Genomic DNA, 24,549 nt, shown 5'->3' with positions numbered 1-24,549 from the left:
CTATCCTGCTTCCCCGGGGGGTGGTCAGACCTGCCGGTAGGGGCCGCCAGCCTGTACTTCAATGCTGAGCATGTTCTGGCCAACACTGGCAGCGGGGGCATCATGCAGGAGAAGTTCTGCTTCACCCTGCGTCCAGCGATGGGGACCGGCTTCAATGACATCCCAGCCTTTCAGGTTCTTTTCTGTCAGATGGCGGGTGATGATGTGCTCCTTCTCGCCAACCCAGAGGGAGACCTGTCCGACCAGAATACCGAGCTCACGTCGGTCATCCACGTGTGGGCCGATACTTTCGGAGGGCCGGAATGTCCGGGAGCCCAGCGTGACCTGGCGGGCATGTGCCGGGAGGGCAAAGAGGTAGCGCCCGGCTTCATGCCGCTGAGGCCGGATGGTCCGCCCGTCTGGCAGACGGATATAGGGAGCAGGATCGGCTGTCATGCCGTCATGCGGCGCACCGTGCGACGTCCCGGCTTCGGCAATGCCGAGTTCAACGGTCCGTGCGGCAAATCTGTCATGCAGCGGCTTTACGAAAGTCTGGGAGACATCCAGCGGCGCAGCGGCGTGGTCGTCCCAGTTGAGCTGATGACGCTCTGCCAGCTTCAGGGTATCTTCCGAGGAATCGTCTTCCGGTTTGTACAGATCTTCTTCATCCGTATCCAGCCAGCTTTCCGTCAGGACACCATTGGCCCAGATGACAGAGTGCGGTTCCGTCTGCACGTGGTAATAATCGTATTCAACCTGACTGTGATCATACCGGATGGACGTGCCGTTGACGAGCATACGGGCAGGGACAAAGCGGCCCTCAAAGTAGAAGCAGTGCTCTGGCGTGACGGAAAGGTCCTTGTTGGGCAGCCCCTCACCAAAGGCATCCTTGGCGATGAGAACAGACCAGCCAGCCATGTCTTCAGGTCTGGATGTGTTGACACGGGCGCGACGCTGGATGACAGCCGTGATGTCACGGGTCTCTTCCCGGCCATCTACAAAGACATTGATCTGTTCGCCCTTGCGCAGGCGCTCCACGGCTTTTTCGCCTTTGGGGGTGCGGATCATGCTGCCTGCCAGGAAGCATTTCTGATAGGCGATGATGGTGTTGCCCTGTCCATCGTCATTCAGAACGAATCCGGTGGCGTCATAATTGCCCTGGAGACCGACCGCCCAGGTCTGCCCATTTTCTGTAACTGTCAGAGTACCATTCCTGATGGTCACCTTCCCGGAATTGCTGTATTTCAGCCCATCGACCTTGATGCGGGCGTTATAGCCCATGGACGTGTTGAGAAGCACCGCCCCGGAGGCCACAGTCAGCAGTCCCCCCAGATTGTTGCTGCTGATGGCCCCGGAAGCCCCGATAATGGAGGCCCCGGAGAGGGTCCCGCCGGATTGGACCATGGTGTAGGAGGCGCCAGAATGCTGCCCCGTACCGGCATCGAAGGTGACAAGTGTCTGAAGAGCTGTCCCGCCGGAGGAAACAGCCAGTTCACTGTTGTTGGCAATGCGGGCCCCGCTGACCCAGCCGCCATTGGCTACCTCGACATGCTGGACGGAAGCTCCCGAGTTCAGAACGCCAGAGGCGCCACTCATGATGGTCAGGCGGCTGATGAAGGCCCCGGAGGTGACAGTTGCATTACCGGATGAGAGGAAGACGCTGTCGATCCGGGCGCCGGAACTGATGATGCTCGTAGCCCCATTGAGGGCAGAAAGAAGCGTGATCCCTGCTCCGCCCTGAGGGACGGTGAGATTGGCGCCATTGAGCGTGACATTGGAGACGGACGCCCCACTGGCGAGGGCGAGGGATGCCCCCGGGCCAGCGCTGAGCGTGTTGACCAGCACGCCAGAACCAATGCTGTTGACACCGCCTGTGACGTTGAACGTATTGATGGAGGCCCCGGCGGCGAGATTGTTGGTCCCTTCTGTGGCCGTGAAACTGTCGACAGTTCCGCCGGAGATGGTGCTCAGCCCGCTTGTAGCCGCAAGAGACGTGACAGATGCCCCGCCTGTAATGGTGTCGGTCCCACCGCTGCCGATCGTGAAGGTACCGACAGTACCTCCGTTGATGGTGGCTGTGGCTTTGCTGCCAACGTCAATCTCCGTGAAATTGTAGCCGGAGTCGACATAAAGGGCGGCACCAAATGTTACTGTGTCGAGCGGTGCTCCAACCCATGTCCCCATGGGCACGGAAGTGCTGATGCCTGAAACCTGCAACGGCGTGGTGGTATCCATCTTGCCGCCGGAGAGGAACGAGCCCGTCCCCCCGAGGAGGCTGAGAGTACCACCAACTGTCCCGCCAGAGCCGAGAATGACAGCCCCACCCAGCTGGACCGTGGCAGCAGAGAGAACCCCTCCGTTGCTGACAGCGATGGTCCCGCGGCTGGCCAGGCTGCTGTTGGGGTTGAACCCGGCAAGGGCCGTCCCGATGGTGGCACCGGAGCCCGAAAGGAGGGTTGTACCACTACCGGTAGCGTACACGACCTCGTTGAGGATTGTGGCCCCGGGAGTGATGAGGGTCGTGCCATTGTTGGTCACGACATAGTCCGCTGTTGCCCCGGAAGGGACAACGACGCTGGTATCGGGGCTGGCATTGATGGTCGCCCCGTTGGAAATGACGGCACCAGAGGCAATGGTCAGGGTACCACCGCTATTTACGACAGGATGGCTGACTGAAGCGCCACCATCAATCTGGATGGTGCCGCCATTGCTGGCAGAGAATTCGGAGCCGATGCCCCCGGATGTGACCTCAACATAGCCTTGGCTGATGTCCACGTTGGAGGCATAGCCCCCTGAAGAAACAAAAATGGAACCGTTATTGCTGACAGTTCCTGTGCTGAGGATACCACCGGAACTGACAGTCTCCGTTCCCCCGGCGATGTTGGCAGAGAGGGAGGTCCCTCCACCGAGGATGGTCCCGACCGCCCCGGAGGAAAGGACGGAGCGGTACACGGTTCCGTCACTGCCGACCACCTCCGTGCCACCGGAGGTGATGGTGTCGTCATAGGAGGTCCCCAGCCCGTAACTGCCAGCTACACTCTGATAGCCTGCATTCAGCCAGGTGACGTAGGTTCCGCCCGTGATGCGTATCTGCCCGCCACTGCTGATCGTGGCACCGGATGTGGTTCCACCGGAATTGAGAAGCGTCCCGCCTATGATGGTTGCTTTGGAGGAAAGACCATTGCTGACAACTGTCTGTACGGCATTTTTACCGACAAAGATCTGGTTTTGTGAGAGCCCGTTGGAGAAAACGGACTGAGTGCCGAAGATGGTGCCTCCGGTTCCCGTTCCCCCATTACCAATTCCGTAGAGGCTGCCAGGATTGAATGTCCCGCCAACCATGAGGCCACCCGATCCGTTGACCTGGAAGCCTTTGACGATGAAGTCGGCGGCCCCACCGCCTACGAGCGCATATCCACCAGAGCCGACGCTGGGATTGATGGCCGTGCCGGGTCCGTTGACGTAAGGCGCATTCGGGTCGTTGGGGCGGAGACTGACGGCCCCTGCGAAGATGCCCCCTGACGAGCCGACAATGCCATTCAGAACGGTTCCCTGCCCCACAGCTTCGATGGACGCTCCGGAAAGGGCTGTGGCGCCCGAGAGGATACCGAATTTTCCGACGGCAGCCAGAGAGCCGCCATTTACGGCGATGCCGTTCGACATGGTCTTCTGATAGACATAGGCGAGGGAGTTTGAGGTGTCGTCTCCAAAACCACTGGTCCCGGCTGCGTAAATGTTGTGGAGGTCGCTCTGTGCCCGTGCGGTGCCGGTCGTGTTGCCGCCCAGGATAAAGGTCCAGTTCTTTTTCCCAGTAACCTGGTTGGTTCCGATGGCTTTCAGATTGTCGTAGCTGGAGTTATAGGAGTAGGTGGCCATGGCGGATAGTGCCCCTCAGCGTCTGTTGGCGGCGGGTAATTTTAACCAATTATAAATCATCATGTTACGAAATGCCAGAAGAATCAGGGTCCTTTTTCCGCGATCATGTGCAGTTGCCGGATAGTGCTGGCCATCTCTCCTTCTTTGTAAAAACTGAAGAGAAGGACAACGCCATCTCCCTCGGGTGATGAAAACACGACCCGGCTGGGCGCACCGTTGGTCAGGGCAATGGTGCGTATGTCTGTGGATAGTGACAGGCATGGGTGTACCTGTTCCATCTGCGGGGCGTGGGTATCAGGCCCTGTCTGCTCCAGAAACCTGTCTGGCAGGTAGGCCCGGCCAGCCGGGTCTGGGAAACCCGGTACGGTGGAGGGATCACAGTCAAACGATCCACCAAGAAAGGACAGGAGGGCATATTGCCCCTCAGGGAAGGAGATGGCGTATCGCCTGCCTTGTGGAATGTAGCCCAGTTCAGCCTGATAGCCATTGCGCCGGTACAGGGTAATGGCGACCATTCCGTCTCTCTGGCAGGTGGGCTGATGAAGGGGAACACGCATCAGGCCCGGGCCGGCAAGAGAGACAAACCATTCCTGGAAAGTCCGCAGGGCCTCGAGGTCTCTCTGGGTCATGGGGTTTTCCCTGCTGTCATTCCATCGGCAGTACGGTTGTTATCGGTGCTGCGTGGTGTCCGCGGGGGGATTCGAACCCTCGACCCCAGGATTCATGCCACTTCGGCTTTCGCCGCCGGAACCCGTACCAGGGCCGTTCGTGGTCTGGACTGTCTCTTCACCACAGGCTTATGCCTGCCATGGTGTCGCCCGTACAGTCTCTACACCTTCCTGCCCGTATGGGCAGGCTTGGCTCGGGATTGGCCTGGCCTGATGAGGGCGTTAGCGTTCCCCGAATTTGAGCGAATTCACCGGGCGGTTTGCCATCCCGGTGCCCAATTATCTTAGGAATCCTGTGCTCTATCCTGCTGAGCTACGCGGACACGCAACGCTTAGCTAGCGCTTTTTTTACGGTTTCGCAAGCCTGTCATCGTACCATGTCCCTTGGCCTGTGAGGGTGAACACGATATGAAGGACCTGTTCTGACAGTTGATGCTTCCACCCCTGCCATGCTGGAAGCCTTGTTCAAGACCGGCCCTGGCACGGCCTTTGCAGGTTTGCCCATGTTCCTTTCATCATCCCGCCCAGTATCCCGTTCTTCCATTCTCCGGTGCAGCCTGCGCCGCCCCATGGTACTGTCGCTGCTGGCGGTGATGGCTGTCGGGGGGCTGGCGGGCTGTGGTGGCAAGCCAAGGGATCCGTCCTCGCTGACGCTGCCCCGCAACCATCTGCTGGGTGTGGACCGTGGCGCACAGGGTGGTGATGACCAGCTCCGTGGTGGGGTGAATGCCTATCTCTGGCGGGGGGCGATCGATACGCTTTCTTTCATGCCCATGGCCTCTGCCGATGCCCAGGGGGGTGTCATCCTGACAGACTGGTACCAGCCCCCGGGAACGCAGGATGAGCGTTTCAAGATTGCGGCCTATGTGCTGGACCGTCGCCTGCGGTCGGATGCCATCCGGCTGAGTGTCTTCCGCCAGACACGCATCAATGGGGGAGAGTGGCAGGATACCCCGGCTGCTCCCAATACGGCGGCGGATATCACGGCCCGTATTCTGGAGAGGGCCCGGCAGCTGCGTGCCGAAAACGGCGGTGGGAAATAACATAATCCGATGAGTGACATGACAGCCAGCAACGTTTCTGACTCCTCCAGTTTCGACTTCCACGCCCGTGAGCCTCACTGGCAGGCCCGGTGGGCGGAGGCCGACATCTTCCATGTGCCGGACGTGCCCCCGGCCGACAGACCGAAATATTACGTGCTGGAGATGTTCCCCTATCCGTCTGGGCAGCTGCATGTCGGGCATGTGCGCAATTACACGCTGGGCGATGTGGTGGCCCGGTACAAGCGTGCCCGTGGCTATGCCGTGCTGCACCCGATGGGCTGGGATGCTTTCGGGCTGCCGGCAGAAAATGCCGCACGGGAGCGGGGCGTTCATCCGGGCAAATGGACCCTCCAGAACATCGCCACCATGCGGGGGACGCTCCAGCGGCTCGGTTTCTCGCTGGACTGGAAGCGTGAGATTGCGACCTGTCTGCCGGACTATTACGGCCAGCAGCAGAAGCTGTTCCTCGACATGCTGGCTGCCGGGCTGGTGGAACGACGTGATTCGTCTGTCAACTGGGACCCGGTGGACCAGACCGTGCTGGCCAACGAGCAGGTGGTTGATGGCCGTGGCTGGCGGTCCGGTGCGCTGGTGGAGAAGAAGACGCTCTCCCAGTGGTTCCTCAAGATCACTGATTTTGCCGAGCCCCTGCTGGAGGGGCTGAAGGAGCTGGACAAGTGGCCGGAGCGTGTCCGTACCATGCAGGAGCGCTGGATTGGCCGTTCCGAGGGGGCCCGGGTCCGTTTCAGCCTGCATAACCCGCCGCAGGGTTATGACGTGGATGAGGATTCCATCGAGGTCTTCACCACACGGCCTGACACGCTGTTCGGTCTGAGCTTCATCGGTATTGCGGCGGATCACCCGCTGGCCCGCAGGATTGCGGCGGACAACCCGGAAGCGCAGGGCTTCATTGAAGAATGTCAGCGTGTTGGCACGTCTGAAGAAGCCCTGAGCACGATGGAGAAGCGTGGTTTCGATACCGGGCTGCGTGTGGTGAATCCGCTGAACCCGGAACAGACGGCTCCGGTCTGGATCGCCAATTTCGTGCTGACGGAATATGGCACGGGTGCAGTGTTCGGTTGCCCCTGTGGCGACCAGCGTGATCTGGACTTTGCCCGCAAATATGGACTGGACGTTCCTTCCGTCCTGCTGCCTTCAGGGGAAGAGGAAGCCAGCTTCAGCGTCGGCAAGAAGGCCGTTACGGGTGAGGCCACGCTCTACAATTCCGGCTTCCTGAGCGGGAAGAGTACGAAAGAGGCCATCCGGGCTGCCATCGAGCGGGTGGAAGAGTTGGGCGTTGGCCGTGGCGTGACCAACTGGCGCCTGCGGGACTGGGGCATTTCCCGTCAGCGGTATTGGGGCTGCCCGATTCCCATCATTTATTGCGAGTCCTGCGGTGCTGTCCCTGTGCCGGAAGATCAGTTGCCGGTGACGCTGCCGGAGGATGTCACGTTTGACAGGCCGGGCAATCCGCTCGACCACCATCCGACATGGAAGCACGTCTCCTGCCCGAAATGCGGTGCAGCTGCACGGCGTGAGACCGATACCTGCGACACGTTCGTGGACAGCTCATGGTATTTCGCCCGTTTCACGGCACCAAAGGCCGCAACGCCAACTGATCGCAAGGCGGCTGATGGCTGGTTGGCCGTGGACCAGTATATCGGCGGTATCGAGCACGCCATTCTCCATCTGCTTTATGCCCGGTTCTTCACCCGGGCGATGAAGAAGACGGGACATCTGGATGTCAGCGAGCCATTTGCCGGGCTGTTCACGCAGGGCATGGTCACGCATGAGAGCTACCGGGATGGTACCCAGTGGCTGTACCCGGATGAGGTCGAGCAGCGTGGGGATCAGGTGGTCCGCAAGGACAACGGCAATCCCGTGACGGTCGGACGTTCGGAGAAGATGTCCAAGTCCAAGCGCAACACGGTGTCTCCGGTGGAGATCATTGAACGTTACGGTGCCGACACGGCCCGCTGGTTTGTCCTGTCCGACAGCCCGCCGGAGCGTGACATGGAATGGACAGCAGCTGGTGTGGCAGCGTCCGGGCGCTTCATGCAGCGTCTCTACCGGCAGGTTCAGACCGTTGCGGCAAGGGATGGAGCAGATGCCGCCCACGGGGCTGCCGGGGAGGAGCTGCGGCAGGTGACGCACCGCACCATTGCCGCCGTGACGGAGGCTCTGGAAGGGTTCACGCCGAATGTGGCCGTGGCCCGTTTGCATGAGCTGTCCTCTGCGCTGGGTGAGGCTGAGGGCCGGGATGGTGAGGGCCTGCCTGCCGCCCGCCGTGAGGCCGCCCATGTTCTGGCCATGCTGGTTTCTCCCATGATGCCGCATCTGGCCGAGGAGCTGATGTTGCTGCTGGAGCCGGAAGGCCCGATGGTGGTGGAGCGGAGCTGGCCGGAAGCGGATGAGAGCCTGCTGGCGGTGAAGAAGGTGACCATTGCCGTGCAGGTGCTGGGCAAGCTGCGTGGTACGATCACCTGCGCCCCTGATGAGGCGAAGGAGACTGTGCTGGCACAGGCCAGGGCCGAGCCGAATGTGGCGAAAGCGCTGGAAGGCAGACGGGTCGTCAAGGAGATCCATGTGCCGAACCGGATCGTCAATTTTGTGGTAGCGGGCTGAGCGGGAGAGGCTGGATGAACGGAAACTCCCGGATGAAGAAAGTGGCTCGCCGGGGCCTTGGCATCCTGCTGGCCGGGGTCGGGCTTGCCAGTCTGGGAGCGTGTGGTTTCCAGCCACTTTATGGCAGGCAGGCTGGGCAGAAGGATGCTGCCGTCAATGCCCAGCTGAAGGATGTTTATGTAGCGAACATTCCGACCCGTTTCGGGCAGGAGCTGCGCCTTGGCCTGCAAAAGGAAATGGCGGGGGATGGGCCGGAACGGCCGGAGGGGTACATCCTGCGTGTGAATGCCACGGCTTCTCTGGAGTCGATCGATATCCATCAGGACAATACCTCGGGTCGTACCCGTGGTGTTGGCTGGGCTGACTGGCGGCTTTATCGTGTCGGGGATACCAGCAAGGTGCTGGCACGGGGCTATGCCCGCACTCTGGACGGCTTCAACATGAATATTGAGCAGTATTTTGCCCAGACGCTCAATAACGAAACGCTTTACAAGCGGATCGGGGAAAGCCTGGCGCATGACATCACCATGCAGGTGGCTGTCTGGTTCCGGGCGCATCAGTCTCTGGGAGAGGAGAAGTCCATCCGTCCGGGGCGTGATCCCTATCTGGACCGTCTGCCCGGCACGCAGCGGACGGACATGCGCTATATTGGTGTTGATGGCTTCCCAGCCAATGCAACGGGGCGCAGCAGCAACAACGCCTCCACATGGACGGGTGAGGACAGCCGGAATCTGGAGGACGAAGAGGATAACGGTCTGTGAAGATCAAGACGCAGGCTGCCAGGCAGACTCTGAAGGAGGCTGGCAGCTGGCGTGTGATTCTTCTCCACGGAGATGATGGCGGGTTGATCCGTGAGCGGGCGAGGGAGGCTGTCCAGACCATACTGGATGATCTGGATGACCCGTTTCGTCTGGCCCGGCTGGAAGCGGAAGAGCAGGACAGGCTGGAGGAGGAGGCTCTGGCCCTGTCCCTGACAGGGGGGCGGCGTGCTGTCTGGTTGCGTGGTGTGCAGGATGGCGCTCTTGGCCAGCTGAAATCCCTTCTGGAGCATCAGAGCGATACATTGGTCGTTCTGGAAGGGCCAGGATTGGGAAGTCGCTCCAAGCTGCGGCAGTTTGCAGAAAAACACAGGCAGGTGGCGTCCATCGGGTGTTATCCGGAGGAAGGGCGCAACCTTGCCCGGACGGTGAGCGATATTCTGGCGGAAGATGATATCCGGCTGGATCGTGATGGCATGGCGTGGCTGCTCGGTCATCTGGGGCATGATCGGACGCTGGTCCGTAGTGAAGTGGAAAAACTGCGTCTTTACGGTGAGCCGGGTAGCACCCTGACCGTTGATGACGTCCAGGCCTGCGTGGGGGATTCGGGGCAGGCGTCCCTTGATGATGCGGTGTATGCGGCCTTGGCGGGGAACCGGCTGGAGGCTGACCGGGCGTTTGAGCGGGCCATGGGGGATGGGGCCAGCCCTGTTGCTTTTGCCCGTGTGACACTGTCCGTGCTGGAGCGCTTCCAGCGGGCGTTTTTTCTGGTGCAGGAGGGGCAGTCCCGGCAGGAGGCCATGGCTGCCCTGAAGCCACCTGTCTTTTTTCGTCACAAGGATGCTTTTCTGGCGGGCATGAGGCGCTGGTCTCAGGTTGCTCTCTCCCAGGCAGCGGAGGCAACGCAGGAGCTGGAGCTGGCCTGCAAGCAGAGCGGGGCCCCGGATGATCTGCTCTGTCGCCGTCACCTTGTCAGGCTGTGTCATCCCCGTTCTTTTGATCGGGAATAAAATACATTAATTCACATAATAGGTTATACCTTTCACTGTGTCCTTGTGACTGTTTTCATTGACTGTTCCCATCTGCTTTTTTTCAGAAAAAACATGAGTTTCCTGCCATTCTTCTGTTGTTGAGGGAGGGTGTGTGTCCGATCTTTAAATTAAACTTTATTATATAATGATAATTATTATCACCTAGAACGGCTGCTGAATAATGTTGTTTTTCTGGTGGTATATATGAGTCGTTTCATCCGTAGTGGTCTCAGGCCGTTATCTGCAGTTCTGACAATGGGGGGTGTTGTAGGGGGTGCCCATGCAGAGCCGGGAGCGGCAAACAGGGTTGCCCAGGATGTAACGTCTCCTGCAGATGGAACAGATGATTCCAGAGGAATTCAGGCCAAGGGGGTCGAGCAGATTCATGTCATCGGCCACCCGTTCAACACGATGCATGCCAGCAACGACATGGGCCGGATGCCGCAGGATGTCATGCACACGGCCCAGACGATCGATGTCGTTCCCCGGGAGCTCATCAAGCAGCAGAATGCAAAATCGCTCGAGGAAGCCCTGAAGAATGTTCCCGGCATCACCTCTTCCGTGGGGGAAGGGGCTGGAGGAATGAGTGGCGACCAGTTCCTCATCCGTGGCTTCCCGGCGCAAAATGACATTTATGAAGATGGTTTGCGGGATTTTGGGGTTTATACCCGTGACAGTTTCTTTCAGGATTCCGTCAATGTCATCAAGGGGCCGTCCTCCGAGGTGTTCGGTAACGGAACGACAGGCGGGGCCATCAACATCATCACCAAAACCCCGACACTGAAGGATCATTACGGAGCCGATTTCAGTGGTGGGTCGGGGAATTTCTACCGTGGCACGGTGGATGTGAACAAACGCATCGGGGATACTTCGGCCTTCCGTCTGGAGGGCATGGGAAATTCCAATGACGTGGTGGGACGTGATTACGCCTATTCCCACCGCTGGGGTATTGCACCGTCCATCGCTTTTGGTATCGGCACGAAAACGACGGTCGTGTTGCAGGTGATGCACCAGACCTCCCGCAACGTGCCGGATTATGGCGTGCCGGTCGTCAAGGGCCATCCCATCACGGAGCAGTCGTCTCTCGGTGTGCGCCGGGGCAACTGGTACGGCAAGACGCAGGACCATGACAACAGCGATGACACGATGGAGACATTGCGGCTGAAGCATGTCTTCAACCGTCATTTCACGTTCCACAATGACCTGCGCTTCGGTGAATACAGCCGGGACTTTGCGGCCTCCACGCCGCACTGTGCCAATGCGTCCTGCTCCGAGATGCAGATATACAATCCGGGGTACAAGAAGGTCGATCCGGCTGCCGGTGTGGGCCTCAATGGCGGGCCGATGCCGTACAAGCAGTCCAGCTGGTCCTTTCAGGACGTGGCCTCCCTGCAGGCGGACTTCAATACGGGATTCCTGCGCCATCAGGTCGTGACGGGATTCGACATGGAATATGTGCAGGATTCCCGCCGCCAGTATGCGTATGATGCCGTGGGTGCCCACCGGGCCATTCCGTGGCAGAACACCTACCATCCGCAGCGTGACGATTATGGTTATGCGACCTGCCGGGCGGATTCCGGAAACTGCTGGAAGAACACCAATTACAGTCTGGGGCGGCCGGATTCCCGTGGCTATGGATTCGATACGGGTCTTTTCCTGTATGACCAGATCTGGTTCACCAAGTGGCTGTCCGCCAAGGGTGGGCTGCGCTGGGACCGCTGGCAGACCATGTACAGGACATGGGGAGCGGACGGGCAGGAGAGTGCGGCGGCCCGTGGCCCGTTGGGCAAGGCGCCGTCTGCGGCGTTGGATTATCATGACACGAAGGGCGTCATCAATCCGACGGCCAGCCTGCTGATCACGCCCAACAGCTGGCAGACCTTCTACTTCACCTATGCGAGCTCCACGACGCCGATGGGCATGTATGTGACCAACGGTGCCCTGCCGATCCGCCCCGTGAACGGGCAGGTGGCCACCCAGCCTGAACGCTCCCAGCTCTATGAGGTGGGGTCCAAGATGAGCCTGCTGCATGACCGTCTCGGGGCCACGATATCGCTCTTCCGGCTGGACAAGAGCAATGCCCTGACGACGGACCCGGTCGCCGGGCAGGTACTGGCCACGGGTGTGAAGGAACGCAACCAGGGGCTGGAACTGTCCCTGGGAGGCATGATCCTGCCGGGCTGGAACGTGACGGCCACATATGCTCTGTATGACCCGCGGGTGATGTCCGGTCCCAATCATGGCCGGAACATCCAGTACGTGCCGCACAATCAGGCGACGCTGTGGTCCGCTTATGAAGCCTTTCCCGGCAAGCTCTGGAACTTTACCATCGGTGGGGGGCTGACATGGCGGCAGGGCGTGTATCTGGACCTTGCCAACACGGCGAAGGTGCCCGCCAACGTGGAGTTCGATTCCTATATCTCGCACCGCATCAACCGGCACTGGGTCGTGTCGTTGAATGCCTACAACCTGTCCAACCGTCTCAACTACAACTCACTCTTCACGAACCGGGTAACACCGGCTCCGGGGCGGGCCTTCCTTGGGCGGTTGAGCATGGATTACTGATCTACCCTTCAGACACGGATCATCTGCTGGATTCTGCGCCTTTCCTGTTTGGGAAGGCGCAGTTTTTTTATGGGAGATCGCAATGGTTAATATTTAATTGTTTAAATATTAACAAAAATCATGAGAGGGACTGTGTCTGTCTTACAGATAATAAACAAAAAATTAAAATAAATGTGTTTTTTACGACACATTCATCAAATTTCTGCAAAGGACAACAATTTCTTAAAGTTAAAATTAAGAATTAGTCGCATTTATGAGCGGCTATCCCGCTGGGGATGTGCGTGACCCTTTCAGGACAAAGGTTGTTTCCATGAGTCGTTTTATCCATCAATGTCTAAAACCGGTCTCAGCGGTGCTGACTTTAGGGAGCATGGCAGGGGGGGCTTTGGCTGCTTCTGCCTCCCATCAGGAAGAAAGCACGCCTACAGGGCAGGAAACGACGACACCAGCGCCTTCTGTCAATGATGCCCAGACGCAGGGCGTGCAGGCGACGCAGGTGGAGCGCATCCATGTCATCGGTCATCCGTTCAACACGATGCATGCAGGCAATGACATGGGGCGTCTGCCGCAGGATGTCATGCACACGCCGCAGACCATTGATGTCGTCCCCCGGGAACTGATCAAGCAGCAGAATGCGAAGTCTCTGGATGAGGCCCTGCGCAACGTCCCCGGCATCACGGCTTCCGTCGGGGAAGGGGCCGGTGGTCTCAACGGGGACCAGTTTCTCATCCGTGGGTTCCCGGCACAGAATGACATCTACGAAGATGGCCTGCGGGACTTCGGTGTCTACGCTCGTGACAGCTTCAATTATGATTCCGTCAATGTCATCAAGGGGCCGTCTTCACAGGTTTTCGGTAACGGAACGACTGGCGGCGCCATCAATGTCGTGACGAAGACGCCGATGGCCAATGACCATTACAACGTGGATTTCAGTGGCGGGTCAGCGGATTATTTCCGTGGCACGGTGGATGTGAACAAGACCATCAATAACAGGACGGCCTTCCGTCTGGAAGGCATGGGAGCGTCCAACAATGTGGTGGGTCGGGACCATGTCTGGGATCATCGTTGGGGCATTGCGCCATCCGTGGCCTTCGGGCTGGGGACGAAGACGACCGTTGTTCTTCAGGTGATGCACCAGACAGATAACAGCGTGCCAGATTTCGGGATGCCGGTCATCAAGACAAAGTGGTCGGCTTATGGGCGGCCTTTGTCTGAATATGGCGTGCCGCGGCACAATTTCTTTGGCAAGCAGCAGGACCATAATCACACCGACGACACGATGGAAACATTGCGGCTGAAGCATGTTTTCAATCGGCATTTCACCTTCCACAATGATCTGCGCTTCGGTGAATACAGCCGTAATTTTGAAGCTTCGAAGGTCGTGTGCCGGGCTGGCTGTATTGATGCGATCAATGGCGGTGATTTTGGCAAGGGGCTGGTCAATCGCACGACGCCGGGCAACAGTGTGCCGCTGCCCTACAAGCAGAACAGCTGGTCCTTCCAGGACGTTGCGTCCCTGCAGGCAGACTTCAAGACATGGTCTCTCCGGCATCAGGTCGTGACAGGGTTTGACATGGAATATGTCCATGATTCCCGTCATCAGGACGTCTATGCCGGGACCATTCCTGCGGCCAATCTGCTCTATCCCAATCCGCATGAGGTAACGGATGCACAGGCCCGTCGTGTGCCGGGAGGGGAGAATCCGAAGAGCATGCCGTACATTGCCGGGCTGGGCAGAAAGCCGGACAATCATGGTTATGGGTTTGATACGGGCATCTTCCTGTATGACCAGATCTGGCTGACAAACTGGGCATCCATCAAGGGCGGGTTCCGTTGGGACCGCTGGCAGAGTGGGTACACCGTAACAGGTGGGCCAGAAACGACCCTGAATGAGAAAAACCGCCCCGTCCCGAATGAGGACAAGCGTTTCCCGCAGACGAAGAATACCTTCAACCCGACGGCCAGCCTCGTGCTGACACCGACCAGCTGGCAGACGATCTATTTCACCTATGCCAGCTCCACCACACCAACGGGCATGTATGTGACCAGCGGGGCCGTGCCGGTCCGGCCGGGCAAGAATGGAGGAACGGTGGATAACCGGCCACAGCATGCCCGCCTGTATGAGGTCGGCAGCAAGTTCAGCCTGCTGCATGACCGCCTGGGGGCCACCATCTCGCTCTTCCGTCTGGACAAGGACAATGCCCTGACGACAGACCCGGTCTCCAACTCCACCATCAACACGGGGGCCCAGCAGCGCAACCAGGGCATGGAACTCTCCCTCGGGGGGATGATCCTGACGGGTTGGAACATCACAGCCACTTATGCGCTGTATGATCCGAAAACATCTTCCAACAATGGCGGGCCCATGCATAATCAGATCCAGTACGTGCCGCATAATCAGGCGACTCTCTGGTCCGCTTATGAGGCCTTCCCCAACCTGCCATGGAACTTCACGATCGGTGGGGGGCTGACATGGCGGCAGGGTGTGTATCTGGATAACAACAATACCTCCAAGGTGCCCGCCAACGTGGATTTTGACACCGTCATTTCCCATCATTTCGGGCGGCACTGGCAGGTTTCTCTCAACGGATACAATCTGGCCAACCGGCTGAACTACAACACGCTCTTCAGTGGCTATTCTACCCCTGCACCGGGGCGGACATTCCTTGGCCGTCTGACCATGGATTACTGAGCTGTTTTTTCAGGCCGGACATACTGTCCGGCCTGAAGGTATGGCTCCGCATTGGGGCTGGGGAACGGGCTCTTGTTTTTGTGTTCGGTTCATCCTGTCAGTTCTAAGAAATAATCGGGAATACCTGTTCACAGCATGAGAGTGGAGGTAGCAACATGCTGAAAAACAGCAGGAAACAGCCATTATGGTAATGGTGTGTCATATTGTGGCAATTAAGACACAATCTTATCTGTAAACGATTTGGTATGATTTTTATGGTTTGAAACTGAGAATAATTATCATCTATGGAAGGTGTCTCTCCTTGGTGGAGGTCGTATTACCCTGATGTGGAGCACCTTTGTATGAGTCGTTTTATCCATCAATGCCTCAAGCCGGCTTCGGCTGTCCTGACACTGGGTGGTGTCGCTGGGGGGGCCTATGCTGCTGACACAACAGCCCTGCATCAGGATGGCGTTGCCACATCAGATGGAACACATGCGGAACAGACAACAGCCGGAACATCTGCATCCCGGGCGGCACAGGATGGTGTGCAGGCAACGCAGGTGGAGCGTATCCATGTCATCGGTCATCCGTTCAACACGATGCATGCAGGCAACGACATGGGACGTATGCCGCAGGATGTCATGCACACGCCGCAGACCATTGATGTCGTTCCCCGGGAACTGATCAAGCAGCAGAATGCGAAGTCTCTGGATGAGGCCCTGCGCAACGTCCCCGGCATCACGGCTTCCGTCGGGGAAGGGGCCGGTGGTCTCAACGGGGACCAGTTTCTCATCCGTGGGTTCCCGGCACAGAATGACATCTACGAAGATGGCCTGCGGGACTTCGGCGTCTATTCCCGTGACAGCTTCAACTATGATTCCGTCAATGTCATCAAGGGGCCGTCCTCACAGGTTTTCGGTAACGGAACGACCGGTGGTGCCATCAATGTCGTGACGAAGACGCCGACGGTCAACGACCATTACAACGTGGATTTCAGTGGCGGGTCAGCGGATTATTTCCGTGGCACGGTGGATGTGAACAAGCGGATCAACGACACCACGGCCTTCCGTCTGGAAGGGCTGGGGGCGTCCAACAATGTGGTCGGGCGGGACCATGTCTGGGATCATCGCTGGGGCATTGCGCCTTCCGTGGCCTTCGGGCTGGGGACGAAGACGACCGTCGTGCTTCAGGTGATGCATGAGACGGACAACAGCATCCCGGATTACGGGATGCCGGTCGTCAAGGCCCGTGGGTCCGCTTATGGGCGGCCGATCTCGGAATATGGCGTGCCCCGGCAGAACTGGTACGGCAAGCAGCAGGACCATAATCATACCGATGACACGATGGAGACGCTGCGCCTGAAGCACATCTTCAACGATCATCTGACATTCCACAATGATCTGCGCTTCGGTGAGTACAGCCGTGACTTTGAGGCCTCCAAGGTGCAGTGCGGCACGAAGTGCGTCAATGCGCTGAACAGTGGCAATTATGGTGCCGGTGTGATCACCCGCAACACCAACGGGAGCGTGCCGCTGCCCTACAAGCAGAACAGCTGGTCCTTCCAGGACGTCGCCTCCTTGCAGGCCGACTTCAAGACAGGTTTTCTGAGGCATCAGGTCGTGACAGGGTTTGACATGGAATATGTCCATGATTCCCGTCATCAGGATACCTATGAGGGTGCTTCCCTCACCCAGGCGGTGCCGACCGCCAACATGCTGTATCCAGACCCGCACAATGTGCCGGATGCCATGGTGCGCCGTGTCTCCGCACAGGCCAATTCCATGCCCAATATTGCCGGTATTGGCAAGAAGCCGAACAGCCGCGGGTATGGGTTCGACACGGGCATTTTCCTGTATGACCAGATCTGGCTGACAAACTGGGCATCCATCAAGGGCGGGTTCCGCTGGGACCGCTGGCAGAGCAACTACTGGACGTCCGGCCTGTCCGAACTGCCGAACAACCCGGACAGGAGCTTCCCGCAGACGACAAATACCTTCAACCCGACGGCCAGCCTTGTGCTGACACCGACGAAGTGGCAGACGGTCTATTTCACCTATGCCAGCTCCACCACACCGACGGGCATGTATGTGACCAGCGGGGCCGTGCCGGTCCGGCCGGGATCAAAGGGAACCGTGGATACACGCCCGCAGCGTGCCCGCCTGTATGAGGTCGGCAGCAAGTTCAGTCTGCTGCATGACCGCCTGGGGGCCACCATCTCGCTTTTCCGTCTGGACAAGAGCAATGCCCTGACGACAGACCCGGTCTCCAACTCCACCATCAACACGGGTGCCCAGCAGCGCAACCAGGGCATGGAACTCTCCCTTGGTGGCATGATCCTGCCGGGCTGGAACATCACGGCCACTTACGCCCTGTATGACCCGAAGACGTCCTCCAATGGTGGCGGGCGGATGCATAACCAGATCCAGTACGTGCCGCACAATCAGGCGACCCTCTGGTCCGCCTATGAGGCCTTCCCCGGTACGCCGTGGAACTTCACCATCGGTGGTGGTCTGACATGGCGTCAGAAAGTGTATCTGGATAACAACAATACCTCCAAAGTGCCTGCCAATGTGGATTTTGACACCGTCATTTCCCATCATTTCGGGCGGCACTGGCAGGTCTCTCTCAACGGGTACAATCTGGCCAATCGGCTGAACTACAACAGTCTCTTCAGCGGCTATGCCACGCCCGCACCGGGGCGGACATTCCTTGGCCGTCTGACCATGGATTACTGAGTGTCGGGGCCGGCCATGCCTTCTGCATGTCCGGTCTTGAAACCGGTGGATGATGGTGTGAAGGTTTCACATGGAGCAGGCAGGTCTGTCTGCTCCTTTTCCTGTAGGTGGCGAGGCTGCTGGCCTGCCTGAAAGGCATGATCTCATGATGTTGCATATTCCGGGAGTTCTCTCGGCAGAAGAGCTGGCTGACCTGCGGTCCCGTCTGGCCGCGGGAGAATGGGTGGATGGCCGGGGAACAGCCGGGTCACAGTCTGGCAGTGTGAAGAACAATCTTCAGATCGCTCCAGACAGCCCGCTGGGGAAGGAGCTCTCCACGTTTGTCCTGCGCAAGCTGGGCACGAACCCGCTCTATAACAGTGCCGTGCTGCCCCTGCGTCTCGTGCCGCCGCTCTTCAACCGTTATGATGTGGGGATGAATTTCGGGGCGCATGTCGATAACGCCCTGCGGCCCATTCCCGGTACGGGGCACCGCATCCGTACGGACGTGTCCAGCACGCTTTTCATTTCCGATCTTGATGAATATGACGGGGGCGAGCTGGTCCTTCATGGGCCTTCAGAGGAAAAGCGGGTGCGCCTGCCTGCGGGGGACATGATTGTCTATCCCACCACGGCCCTGCATACGGTCACTCCGGTGACACGGGGCAGCCGCTGGGGGTCTTTTTTCTGGGCGCAGTCCGTCATCCGCTCGCAGGAGCACCGGTCCATCCTGTTCGACCTTGACCAGAGCATCATGGCCCTGACCCAGAGTCACGGCCCCAAGGATGCGGAGGTCCTGCGGCTGACCAACGTGTATCACAACCTGCTGCGGACATGGGCCGAGATGTGACCGTCTGGCCCACTTTTCAGAAGTGGGCTGACACGTCCAGATAATAGTAGCCGCCATTGATGCCGAGCTGGGATGTGCTCAGGTAGTATTTGGCGGCTCCCAGATAACGGTTGCCATGGGGCACCTTGCTGGGGAAGGCGGCGAAGATGTTGTTCCCGCCCAGTGTTGTACTCCAGATTTTGTTGATGTTGTACGTCACCGAAAGATTGGTCGTCCATTTCGGTCTGTTATGGAACTGGAGGTAGTTGGTGGTCGAGGCCGTTGAGGTATTGTTGTTCCGGTAATAGGTCAGGGCGGAGGTCGTCTGCCCGTACCGGATTTCATGCAGGGCAACGGCCCAGCGATGCGCCGGGGATACCCATGTGCCACCAAAGATGATCTTGCTGCGGGGATACGCAGTCGTGATGTAGGCCCGGCTGGGGGCGTTGAGGACCGGCGTGCCGTCGCTGCGGGTCGCCTGATGGCGCAGTCTGGTGCGGTTCAGGTTGATGGCGGCATCCCAGTTGATGCGCCCGGCGTGGCGCAGTTTCGTGGTGTAGGTGATGGTCATGTCCATGCCCTGCGTGCGGGTGTTCGCCACATTGGCAAACCACTGGGTGGACAGATTGTTGTTCGTGATGTTGGCGGGCAGGTCGGTGATGCCGTTGGCTGCCAGAATGTTGGCGGCTTCCACACCATAGAGGTTGTTCCCGGGCAGGATGCGGCCCCGCAGGTCGATCTGGTAGAAATCGGTCGTGACATGCAGCCCTTTGAAGGGTTCGGCAATGATGCCCCCTTCCACATTCGTGCTCTGCTCCGGTTTCAGACGCTGGGCCCCGCTGGCCAGGGCTCCGGGAGAGGTGGCGGCCACCAGCCCACGGGCCACGGTCGGGGAGAGGGTCAGGGCGGAATAATGTTCCTGCGCCAGTGTGGGAGCATGGAAGCCGTTGCTGAATGTCCCCCGGAAGGCAAGCCTCCTTGACACGTCATAACGGGTGGAAATCTTGCCGGTCTGCGTGTTGCCGACATCGGTGTAATGTTCGTACCGTCCGGCCATGTCCAGCTGCCAGTGCTTTGTCAGATGGGTGGAAATGTCGACATAACCGGAGACCACGTCACGGTTGGAGTTGCCCGCACTGCGGGGGCTTGTTCCGGCGAGGGCCAGGCTGGTGCCGCCGCCATAGGTACTGGCACTGGAGCCTTCAGCAATGGAGTAGGCTTCATAACGGTATCCGGCCCCTCCGGCGAGATTGATGCTGTGGGGCCAGAAGGACAGATTGAGCTTCCTGTTCAGGTTCAGCTCGTTGTTCCACTGCGTGTCATTGAAGCCCTGCACCCTGTTGTAGGTGGTTTGCAGGGCGGAGGCGGGAAGGGCCTTGTTGGCGTCATTCTTCAGGCCGATATTGTCGAAATCCCGCCCGTACGTGCTGGACAGGTCCCAGTGCCAGCCTGCCAGACGGCCTTTCAGCCCTGCCGTGATTTCAAAATCATTTTCTTCCAGCGTCTGGAGGGGGGAATAGCCGTCCGGGTAGATGGCGGCGTAACCGGGGGTGCTGGCAAGGGATGAGGGCAGACGGTAATTCTGGAAGGCCTCCGCATGGCGGTGGGCATAGGTGGCCGTGCTGTAGAGCTGGAGCGTGTTGGTGATGTCATAGCCTGCATTGATGGCTACGGACTCCCGGGTCTGTTCCGGCTGGCTCAGGATCTTGTTGATGGTTGTTCCGGTCCGGCTGTCCGGTCCGGAGCGGAAGCTGTGGTCCTGATGCACGAGGTCGCCACTGACATGGATGAAGCCACGGTCCTCCCCGAAGGAGGCCCCGCCATCAATGAAGATGCCCTGCTGGTAGCCGTCTCCCTTGCTGGTGATGCCGCTGTTGGACCGGATCGTCAGTCCGTGATCCTGCTTCTTGAGGATGATGTTCACCACCCCGGCAATGGCATCCGATCCGTACTGGGCCGAGGCACCATCTCGCAGCACTTCGATGTGATCGATGGCAGAGAGGGGGATCATGTCGATGTCGGTCGGGGTCGTGCCCTGCTGCGGCCCGGAATCGGCATAGATGTTGGCCGTGGTGTGCCGCCTGTGCCCATTGACGAGGATCAGCGTCTCATTGGAGCTCAGTCCCCTCAGGCTGATGGAATCCGTCAGGGCGCCTGCATCAAAGCCGCCTGTGGGGACGGTGAGGGATGGCAGCAGGAGCTGCATGGCATCCCGCAGGGTTGGCTGGCCGGTACTGGTGAGCTGCCGGCTGGAGACGACATCAATGGGTGCAATGGAATCACGGGCCTTTTTCCCGATCTCCCGTGTCCCTGTGACGATGAGTGTTTCCGTTCCGCCGGGCACCTGCTGGACGTGTTTCTGACGCAACGGGGTGGTGGCCTGCCGCCTGGTGATGGGTTTGGGCTTTCCTGTGGCAGATATTTTTTCCTGTGCCGGTGCCATGGTCTGGTCTCTGGTTGCCGCCTTGACCTGGGAGGATAGAGCCGTCATGCAGCCCAGCCCGATGCCAAGCAGGGAGGGGAGGGTAGTCAGGCGACGTGAAGGAGGCAGGGAACGCATCAGAGACCAACTTTCCAGCAGGTGAAGCAGGACCTTGCACACGGGGGATCATCCGGGCAAACCCCTATTCTTCATAGTGAAAAATAGAAACATCTATGCGCCTGTCTGATATAGAACAGTCGTCTTCAAGACCATGGGATAGAGGGTGTGACAGGGCACCTGTTGCATGAAAGGCGCCGAACTGTGCTGTCTTGGACACATAATTAACTATGATGAATCGTTAATTATGGGGCAAAAAAAGCTCCTCTGGGGAGCGGAGCAGCGAAGACTGCAGAAACCGGCCTGGCAGCATCCCTGTCAGGTATAGGGAGACAGTGGCGGGGCAGGCCCCGCACAAGGTCTGGTCAAGGGAAAGGGAGTACTACAGGTCCTCATTGGGAGTCATGGTGGAAACCTGCGCCCGCAGGCCACTCTGCGGAACCTGGATGTCGATCTCCAACTTGGAGCATTTCTGCCCCCGATCCATCTTGATCTGCACATTGTCTTCATCAATGGAGACATGACGTGCCAGAACTTCAAGGATTTCAGCATGGAGAGTCCGGAGGAGGGTTGAGTCCCCACCTTCCTGCGCCTGCCGCTCATGCGCCAGCAGGATCTGCAGCCGGTCCCGTGCTACATTGCTGCTTGCCTCGGGGCGTTTCCGGGAAAAGAAGCTGTCCAGAAAACTCATGATCCCCTCTTTTTGAAGATGCGGTCGAACAGACCACGTTTTTCGGTCGGGATGGTGACGGGGATGTCCTTGCCTTCCAGGCGGGCCACGGCTTCGAAATAGGCCAGGGCAGGGACGCTCTCCGGGGAGGCAAAAGTGACCGGAGCCCCGACGTTGGAGGCCTTGAGGACATCTTCGCTTTCGGGAATGACGCCAAGCAGGGGCAGGGAGAGGATGCCCACGACATCTTCAACACTCAGCATCTCACCACGGGAGGCCCGGCTCGGGTCGTAGCGTGTCAGAAGCAGGTGCTTCTCGACCGTCTCACCTTTCTGTGCCCGGGCTGTCTGGCTGTCGAGCATACCGATGATGCGGTCAGAGTCACGGACGGAGCTGACTTCCGGATTGGTGACGATCACGGCGTGGTCGGCATGATGCATGGCCAGCTGGGCCCCGCGCTCAATGCCGGCTGGGCTGTCACAGAGGATCCAGTCGAAGCGCTCCCGCAGCTCGTTCATCACCCGTTCTATGCCCTCGCTTGTCAGGGCGTCCTTGTCCCGGGTCTGGGAGGCCGGCAGGATGGACAGGGTATCACAGCGCTTGTCACGGATCAGGGCCTGATGGAGTGTGGCTTCCCCCTGGATGACGTTGATCAGGTCGAACACGACCCGCCGTTCGACCCCCATGATGAGGTCCAGGTTGCGGAGCCCGACGTCAAAGTCGACCACAGCCACATTCTGTCCGCTTCGCGCCAAGGCGGCCCCAAGGGCGGCTGTTGTCGTCGTTTTGCCAACGCCCCCTTTGCCGGATGTAACAACAACGATCTTTGCCATGAAATTTTTAGCTTTCCCGCAGTCGGCTTATGAGCCTTATTTGTGGACATTATTGCAGATGATTAAGGTTCAGTAAAAGGGAACCTTACCTTGTTGCTTCATACTCTACAGTGATGATTAAGCATTGATAAGACATTCTGTGTCACAAGTGGGCAGTTTTCTTTTTTCAAAAAGGAAAAAGTCATATTTTGACAGTCCCTGCCTGAAGGGGAGTCACATTCAGCCGTTCCTGTTCCAGATAGACCTGTGCGGCTTTCCCCACGGAGTCTTCCGGCATTTCTTCGGCCACCATGTAGAAACCGTCAATGGCGAGCAGTTCGGCCTCCATCTTGGCGGTGTAGATGCGGGCCTGGGGATGGCCGTCCACCCCGGCAATGGCCCGCCCGCGCAACGGCCCGTAAACATGGATGGACCCACCGGCAATGATCTCCGCACCAGAGGAGACGGCCCCCAGCACGATGACGTCCCCATCGGGATTCTGGATGGACTGGCCAGAGCGTACGACCCGGTTGATGATGAGCGGTTCGCTCAGGTTCGCAGTGGCGGGCTCGGCCGCCTGCGGCTCTTCGCCATCGGGCAGGTTCACGGGCCCGCTCGGGCGCCCGCCCTGGAGTTCGATGGGCCACTCCCATGACTGGAGGGCTGCCCAGTGGCGATCTCCCCCCTCAATGCCGATCAGATGGATATGGCGCTGGCGCAGTTCCTGCTGGAAACCGGCCAGTCCTTCCGTATTTTCATCCAGCAGGCTGAGGTCCAGAATGACGGGCTGGCGGTTGAAGAATCCGGCGGCGCGCCTCATATGCTCATCCAGTCCGGCCAGCCAGTCCTTCAGCGGGGCTTCTGGGGAGAGAATGAGTGCCAGGAAAGACCGGCCCCGGGCACGGATGGTCATTCTGCTGGTACCTGGGGCTTGCACTGCGAACGCATCTGACGGATGAAACGACGGAGATGCTGATGGGCTGGACATGAACTGTGGATCACCGTGGTTGTGTCTGGACTGATTGGAATGGTCTCTGTTCCCTGATGCAAAAATGCCGTAGGAAAAACATATGCGTATACTGCATCACTTACCCCTGTCTCCGCAATCGCGTTTTGTGCGGCTCATGCTGGCAGAGAAGAAGCTGCCGTTTGAGCTCGTCGTGGAAAAGACGTGGGAGCAGAACGAACGGTTTCACGAACTGAATCCGGCAGGCGAGGTGCCCGTTCTGGTGGAGGACAGTGGCATGGTCGTGCCTGGCGGGCGTGTGATTGCCGAATATCTGGAGGATGCCTACCCGGAGACCTCTCTTCTGGGGCGCAATCTGGCTGAACGGGTGGAAGTCCGCCGCCTCATGGACTGGTTTGAGCGGCTCTTCCAGCAGGAAGTCATGGTCAACCTTCTGGGGGAAAAGGTGGAGAAGCGTCTTTTCGGGCAGGGGCATCCTGATGGGAAGATTCTTCAGGCAGGGTACAAGAATCTCCGTTTCCATCTGGATTACATTGGCTATCTGGCCGAAACACGGACATGGCTGGGGGGTTCTGTTCTGACAGCGGCAGATTTTACGGCTGCGGCCCATATTTCCGCCCTGGATTTTCTGGGTGATATCGACTGGCGCCGGGCTCCGTGCGTGCGGGACTGGTACGCCCGCATAAAGTCCCGCCCCTGTTTCCGTGATCTTCTGGGTGACCGTGTCAGCGGCGTGAAACCACCTGCCCATTATGCCGATCTTGATTTCTGACGGGTCATGAAGGGCGTGGGGCAGACA

15 protein-coding genes are annotated in these 24,549 nt (G+C 58.9%); 9 read left to right on the top strand and 6 right to left on the bottom strand.

The genetic code is table 11. The annotated features are described in order from the left end of the window. Nucleotides 1-24 precede the first annotated feature (24 nt). Together J8Z04_RS07925 and J8Z04_RS07920 are read right to left on the bottom strand one after the other, a co-directional pair. Nucleotides 25-3,855, bottom strand: coding sequence for a Hint domain-containing protein (locus J8Z04_RS07925; RefSeq protein WP_192848435.1), 3,831 nt, complete (start codon nt 3,853-3,855; stop codon nt 25-27). An 83-nt stretch (nt 3,856-3,938) separates the two neighbouring features. Further along, nucleotides 3,939-4,484 (bottom strand): hypothetical protein, encoded by a 546-nt coding sequence (locus J8Z04_RS07920; protein ID WP_103765224.1) that lies wholly within the window; start codon nt 4,482-4,484, stop codon nt 3,939-3,941. Nucleotides 4,485-5,026: 542 nt separating this feature from the next. On the opposite strand from J8Z04_RS07920, the gene J8Z04_RS07915 reads away from it, so the two are divergent. The 8 genes from J8Z04_RS07915 to J8Z04_RS07880 all read left to right on the top strand — a co-directional run bounded on the left by J8Z04_RS07915 (nt 5,027) and on the right by J8Z04_RS07880 (nt 18,783). After that, nucleotides 5,027-5,566, top strand: coding sequence for a DUF3576 domain-containing protein (locus tag J8Z04_RS07915; RefSeq protein ID WP_043558583.1), 540 nt, complete (start codon nt 5,027-5,029; stop codon nt 5,564-5,566). Nucleotides 5,567-5,575: 9 nt separating this feature from the next. Continuing rightward, the gene (gene leuS / locus J8Z04_RS07910; protein ID WP_192848436.1) at nt 5,576-8,191 is read left to right on the top strand and encodes a leucine--tRNA ligase; all 2,616 of its coding nucleotides are present in this window, start codon (nt 5,576-5,578) and stop codon (nt 8,189-8,191) included. Nucleotides 8,192-8,205: 14 nt separating this feature from the next. Then, a complete protein-coding gene (locus J8Z04_RS07905) occupies nt 8,206-8,952 on the top strand; it encodes a hypothetical protein (protein ID WP_227431506.1) in 747 nt (248 codons plus the stop codon). After that, entirely contained in the window at nt 8,949-9,959 is a 1,011-nt protein-coding gene (holA, locus tag J8Z04_RS07900; RefSeq protein WP_081562687.1) for a DNA polymerase III subunit delta, read from the top strand. Before J8Z04_RS07905 ends, holA begins: the two co-directional genes overlap by 4 nt. A gap of 225 nt (nt 9,960-10,184) precedes the next feature. After that, the gene (locus tag J8Z04_RS07895) at nt 10,185-12,545 is read left to right on the top strand and encodes a TonB-dependent receptor (protein WP_192848437.1); all 2,361 of its coding nucleotides are present in this window, start codon (nt 10,185-10,187) and stop codon (nt 12,543-12,545) included. A gap of 370 nt (nt 12,546-12,915) precedes the next feature. Then, nucleotides 12,916-15,237, top strand: a complete 2,322-nt coding sequence (locus tag J8Z04_RS07890) for a TonB-dependent receptor (RefSeq protein WP_232086372.1) — start codon at nt 12,916-12,918, stop codon at nt 15,235-15,237. 341 nt (nt 15,238-15,578) lie between these two features. Then, nucleotides 15,579-17,954, top strand: a complete 2,376-nt coding sequence (locus J8Z04_RS07885) for a TonB-dependent receptor (protein ID WP_086431270.1) — start codon at nt 15,579-15,581, stop codon at nt 17,952-17,954. 145 nt (nt 17,955-18,099) lie between these two features. Then, a complete protein-coding gene (locus J8Z04_RS07880; RefSeq protein ID WP_043558305.1) occupies nt 18,100-18,783 on the top strand; it encodes a Fe2+-dependent dioxygenase in 684 nt (227 codons plus the stop codon). Between the two features lie 16 nt (nt 18,784-18,799). Here the strand turns inward: J8Z04_RS07880 and J8Z04_RS07875 are convergent, their stop codons facing one another. The 4 genes from J8Z04_RS07875 to minC all read right to left on the bottom strand — a co-directional run bounded on the left by J8Z04_RS07875 (nt 18,800) and on the right by minC (nt 23,696). After that, nucleotides 18,800-21,322: a TonB-dependent receptor plug domain-containing protein gene (locus J8Z04_RS07875; RefSeq protein ID WP_043557805.1), complete on the bottom strand. Its 2,523-nt coding sequence runs from the start codon at nt 21,320-21,322 to the stop codon at nt 18,800-18,802. A gap of 361 nt (nt 21,323-21,683) precedes the next feature. Beyond that, a complete protein-coding gene (gene minE, locus J8Z04_RS07870; protein WP_043557807.1) occupies nt 21,684-21,992 on the bottom strand; it encodes a cell division topological specificity factor MinE in 309 nt (102 codons plus the stop codon). Next, complete coding sequence (minD, locus tag J8Z04_RS07865) at nt 21,989-22,804, bottom strand: septum site-determining protein MinD (RefSeq protein WP_081562853.1); 816 nt, start codon at nt 22,802-22,804, stop codon at nt 21,989-21,991. The genes minE and minD overlap by 4 nt, the downstream gene beginning before the upstream one ends. Before the next feature lie 181 nt (nt 22,805-22,985). Continuing rightward, nucleotides 22,986-23,696 (bottom strand): septum site-determining protein MinC, encoded by a 711-nt coding sequence (gene minC / locus J8Z04_RS07860; RefSeq protein WP_103765221.1) that lies wholly within the window; start codon nt 23,694-23,696, stop codon nt 22,986-22,988. Nucleotides 23,697-23,853: 157 nt separating this feature from the next. Here minC and J8Z04_RS07855 point away from each other — a divergent pair, with 157 nt between their 5' ends. After that, the gene (locus tag J8Z04_RS07855) at nt 23,854-24,522 is read left to right on the top strand and encodes a glutathione S-transferase family protein (protein ID WP_043557811.1); all 669 of its coding nucleotides are present in this window, start codon (nt 23,854-23,856) and stop codon (nt 24,520-24,522) included. The last annotated feature ends 27 nt before the right edge of the window (nt 24,523-24,549 follow it).

Source organism: Bombella apis (assembly GCF_018221685.1).
Classification (GTDB): domain Bacteria; phylum Pseudomonadota; class Alphaproteobacteria; order Acetobacterales; family Acetobacteraceae; genus Bombella; species Bombella apis.
This window is presented reverse-complemented; position numbering and strand designations above follow the sequence as displayed.

Excerpts from the sequence above, each read along its gene's own strand:
- J8Z04_RS07925 (WP_192848435.1), bottom strand. The coding sequence starts at position 3,855 with ATGGCCACCTACTCCTATAACTCCAGCTACGACAATCTGAAAGCCATC.
- J8Z04_RS07920 (WP_103765224.1), bottom strand. The coding sequence starts at position 4,484 with ATGACCCAGAGAGACCTCGAGGCCCTGCGGACTTTCCAGGAATGGTTT.
- J8Z04_RS07915 (WP_043558583.1), top strand. The coding sequence starts at position 5,027 with ATGTTCCTTTCATCATCCCGCCCAGTATCCCGTTCTTCCATTCTCCGG.
- leuS (WP_192848436.1), top strand. The coding sequence starts at position 5,576 with ATGAGTGACATGACAGCCAGCAACGTTTCTGACTCCTCCAGTTTCGAC.
- J8Z04_RS07905 (WP_227431506.1), top strand. The coding sequence starts at position 8,206 with ATGAACGGAAACTCCCGGATGAAGAAAGTGGCTCGCCGGGGCCTTGGC.
- J8Z04_RS07895 (WP_192848437.1), top strand. The coding sequence starts at position 10,185 with ATGAGTCGTTTCATCCGTAGTGGTCTCAGGCCGTTATCTGCAGTTCTG.
- J8Z04_RS07890 (WP_232086372.1), top strand. The coding sequence starts at position 12,916 with ATGGCAGGGGGGGCTTTGGCTGCTTCTGCCTCCCATCAGGAAGAAAGC.
- J8Z04_RS07885 (WP_086431270.1), top strand. The coding sequence starts at position 15,579 with ATGAGTCGTTTTATCCATCAATGCCTCAAGCCGGCTTCGGCTGTCCTG.
- J8Z04_RS07880 (WP_043558305.1), top strand. The coding sequence starts at position 18,100 with ATGATGTTGCATATTCCGGGAGTTCTCTCGGCAGAAGAGCTGGCTGAC.
- J8Z04_RS07875 (WP_043557805.1), bottom strand. The coding sequence starts at position 21,322 with ATGCGTTCCCTGCCTCCTTCACGTCGCCTGACTACCCTCCCCTCCCTG.
- minE (WP_043557807.1), bottom strand. The coding sequence starts at position 21,992 with ATGAGTTTTCTGGACAGCTTCTTTTCCCGGAAACGCCCCGAGGCAAGC.
- minD (WP_081562853.1), bottom strand. The coding sequence starts at position 22,804 with ATGGCAAAGATCGTTGTTGTTACATCCGGCAAAGGGGGCGTTGGCAAA.
- minC (WP_103765221.1), bottom strand. The coding sequence starts at position 23,696 with ATGACCATCCGTGCCCGGGGCCGGTCTTTCCTGGCACTCATTCTCTCC.
- J8Z04_RS07855 (WP_043557811.1), top strand. The coding sequence starts at position 23,854 with ATGCGTATACTGCATCACTTACCCCTGTCTCCGCAATCGCGTTTTGTG.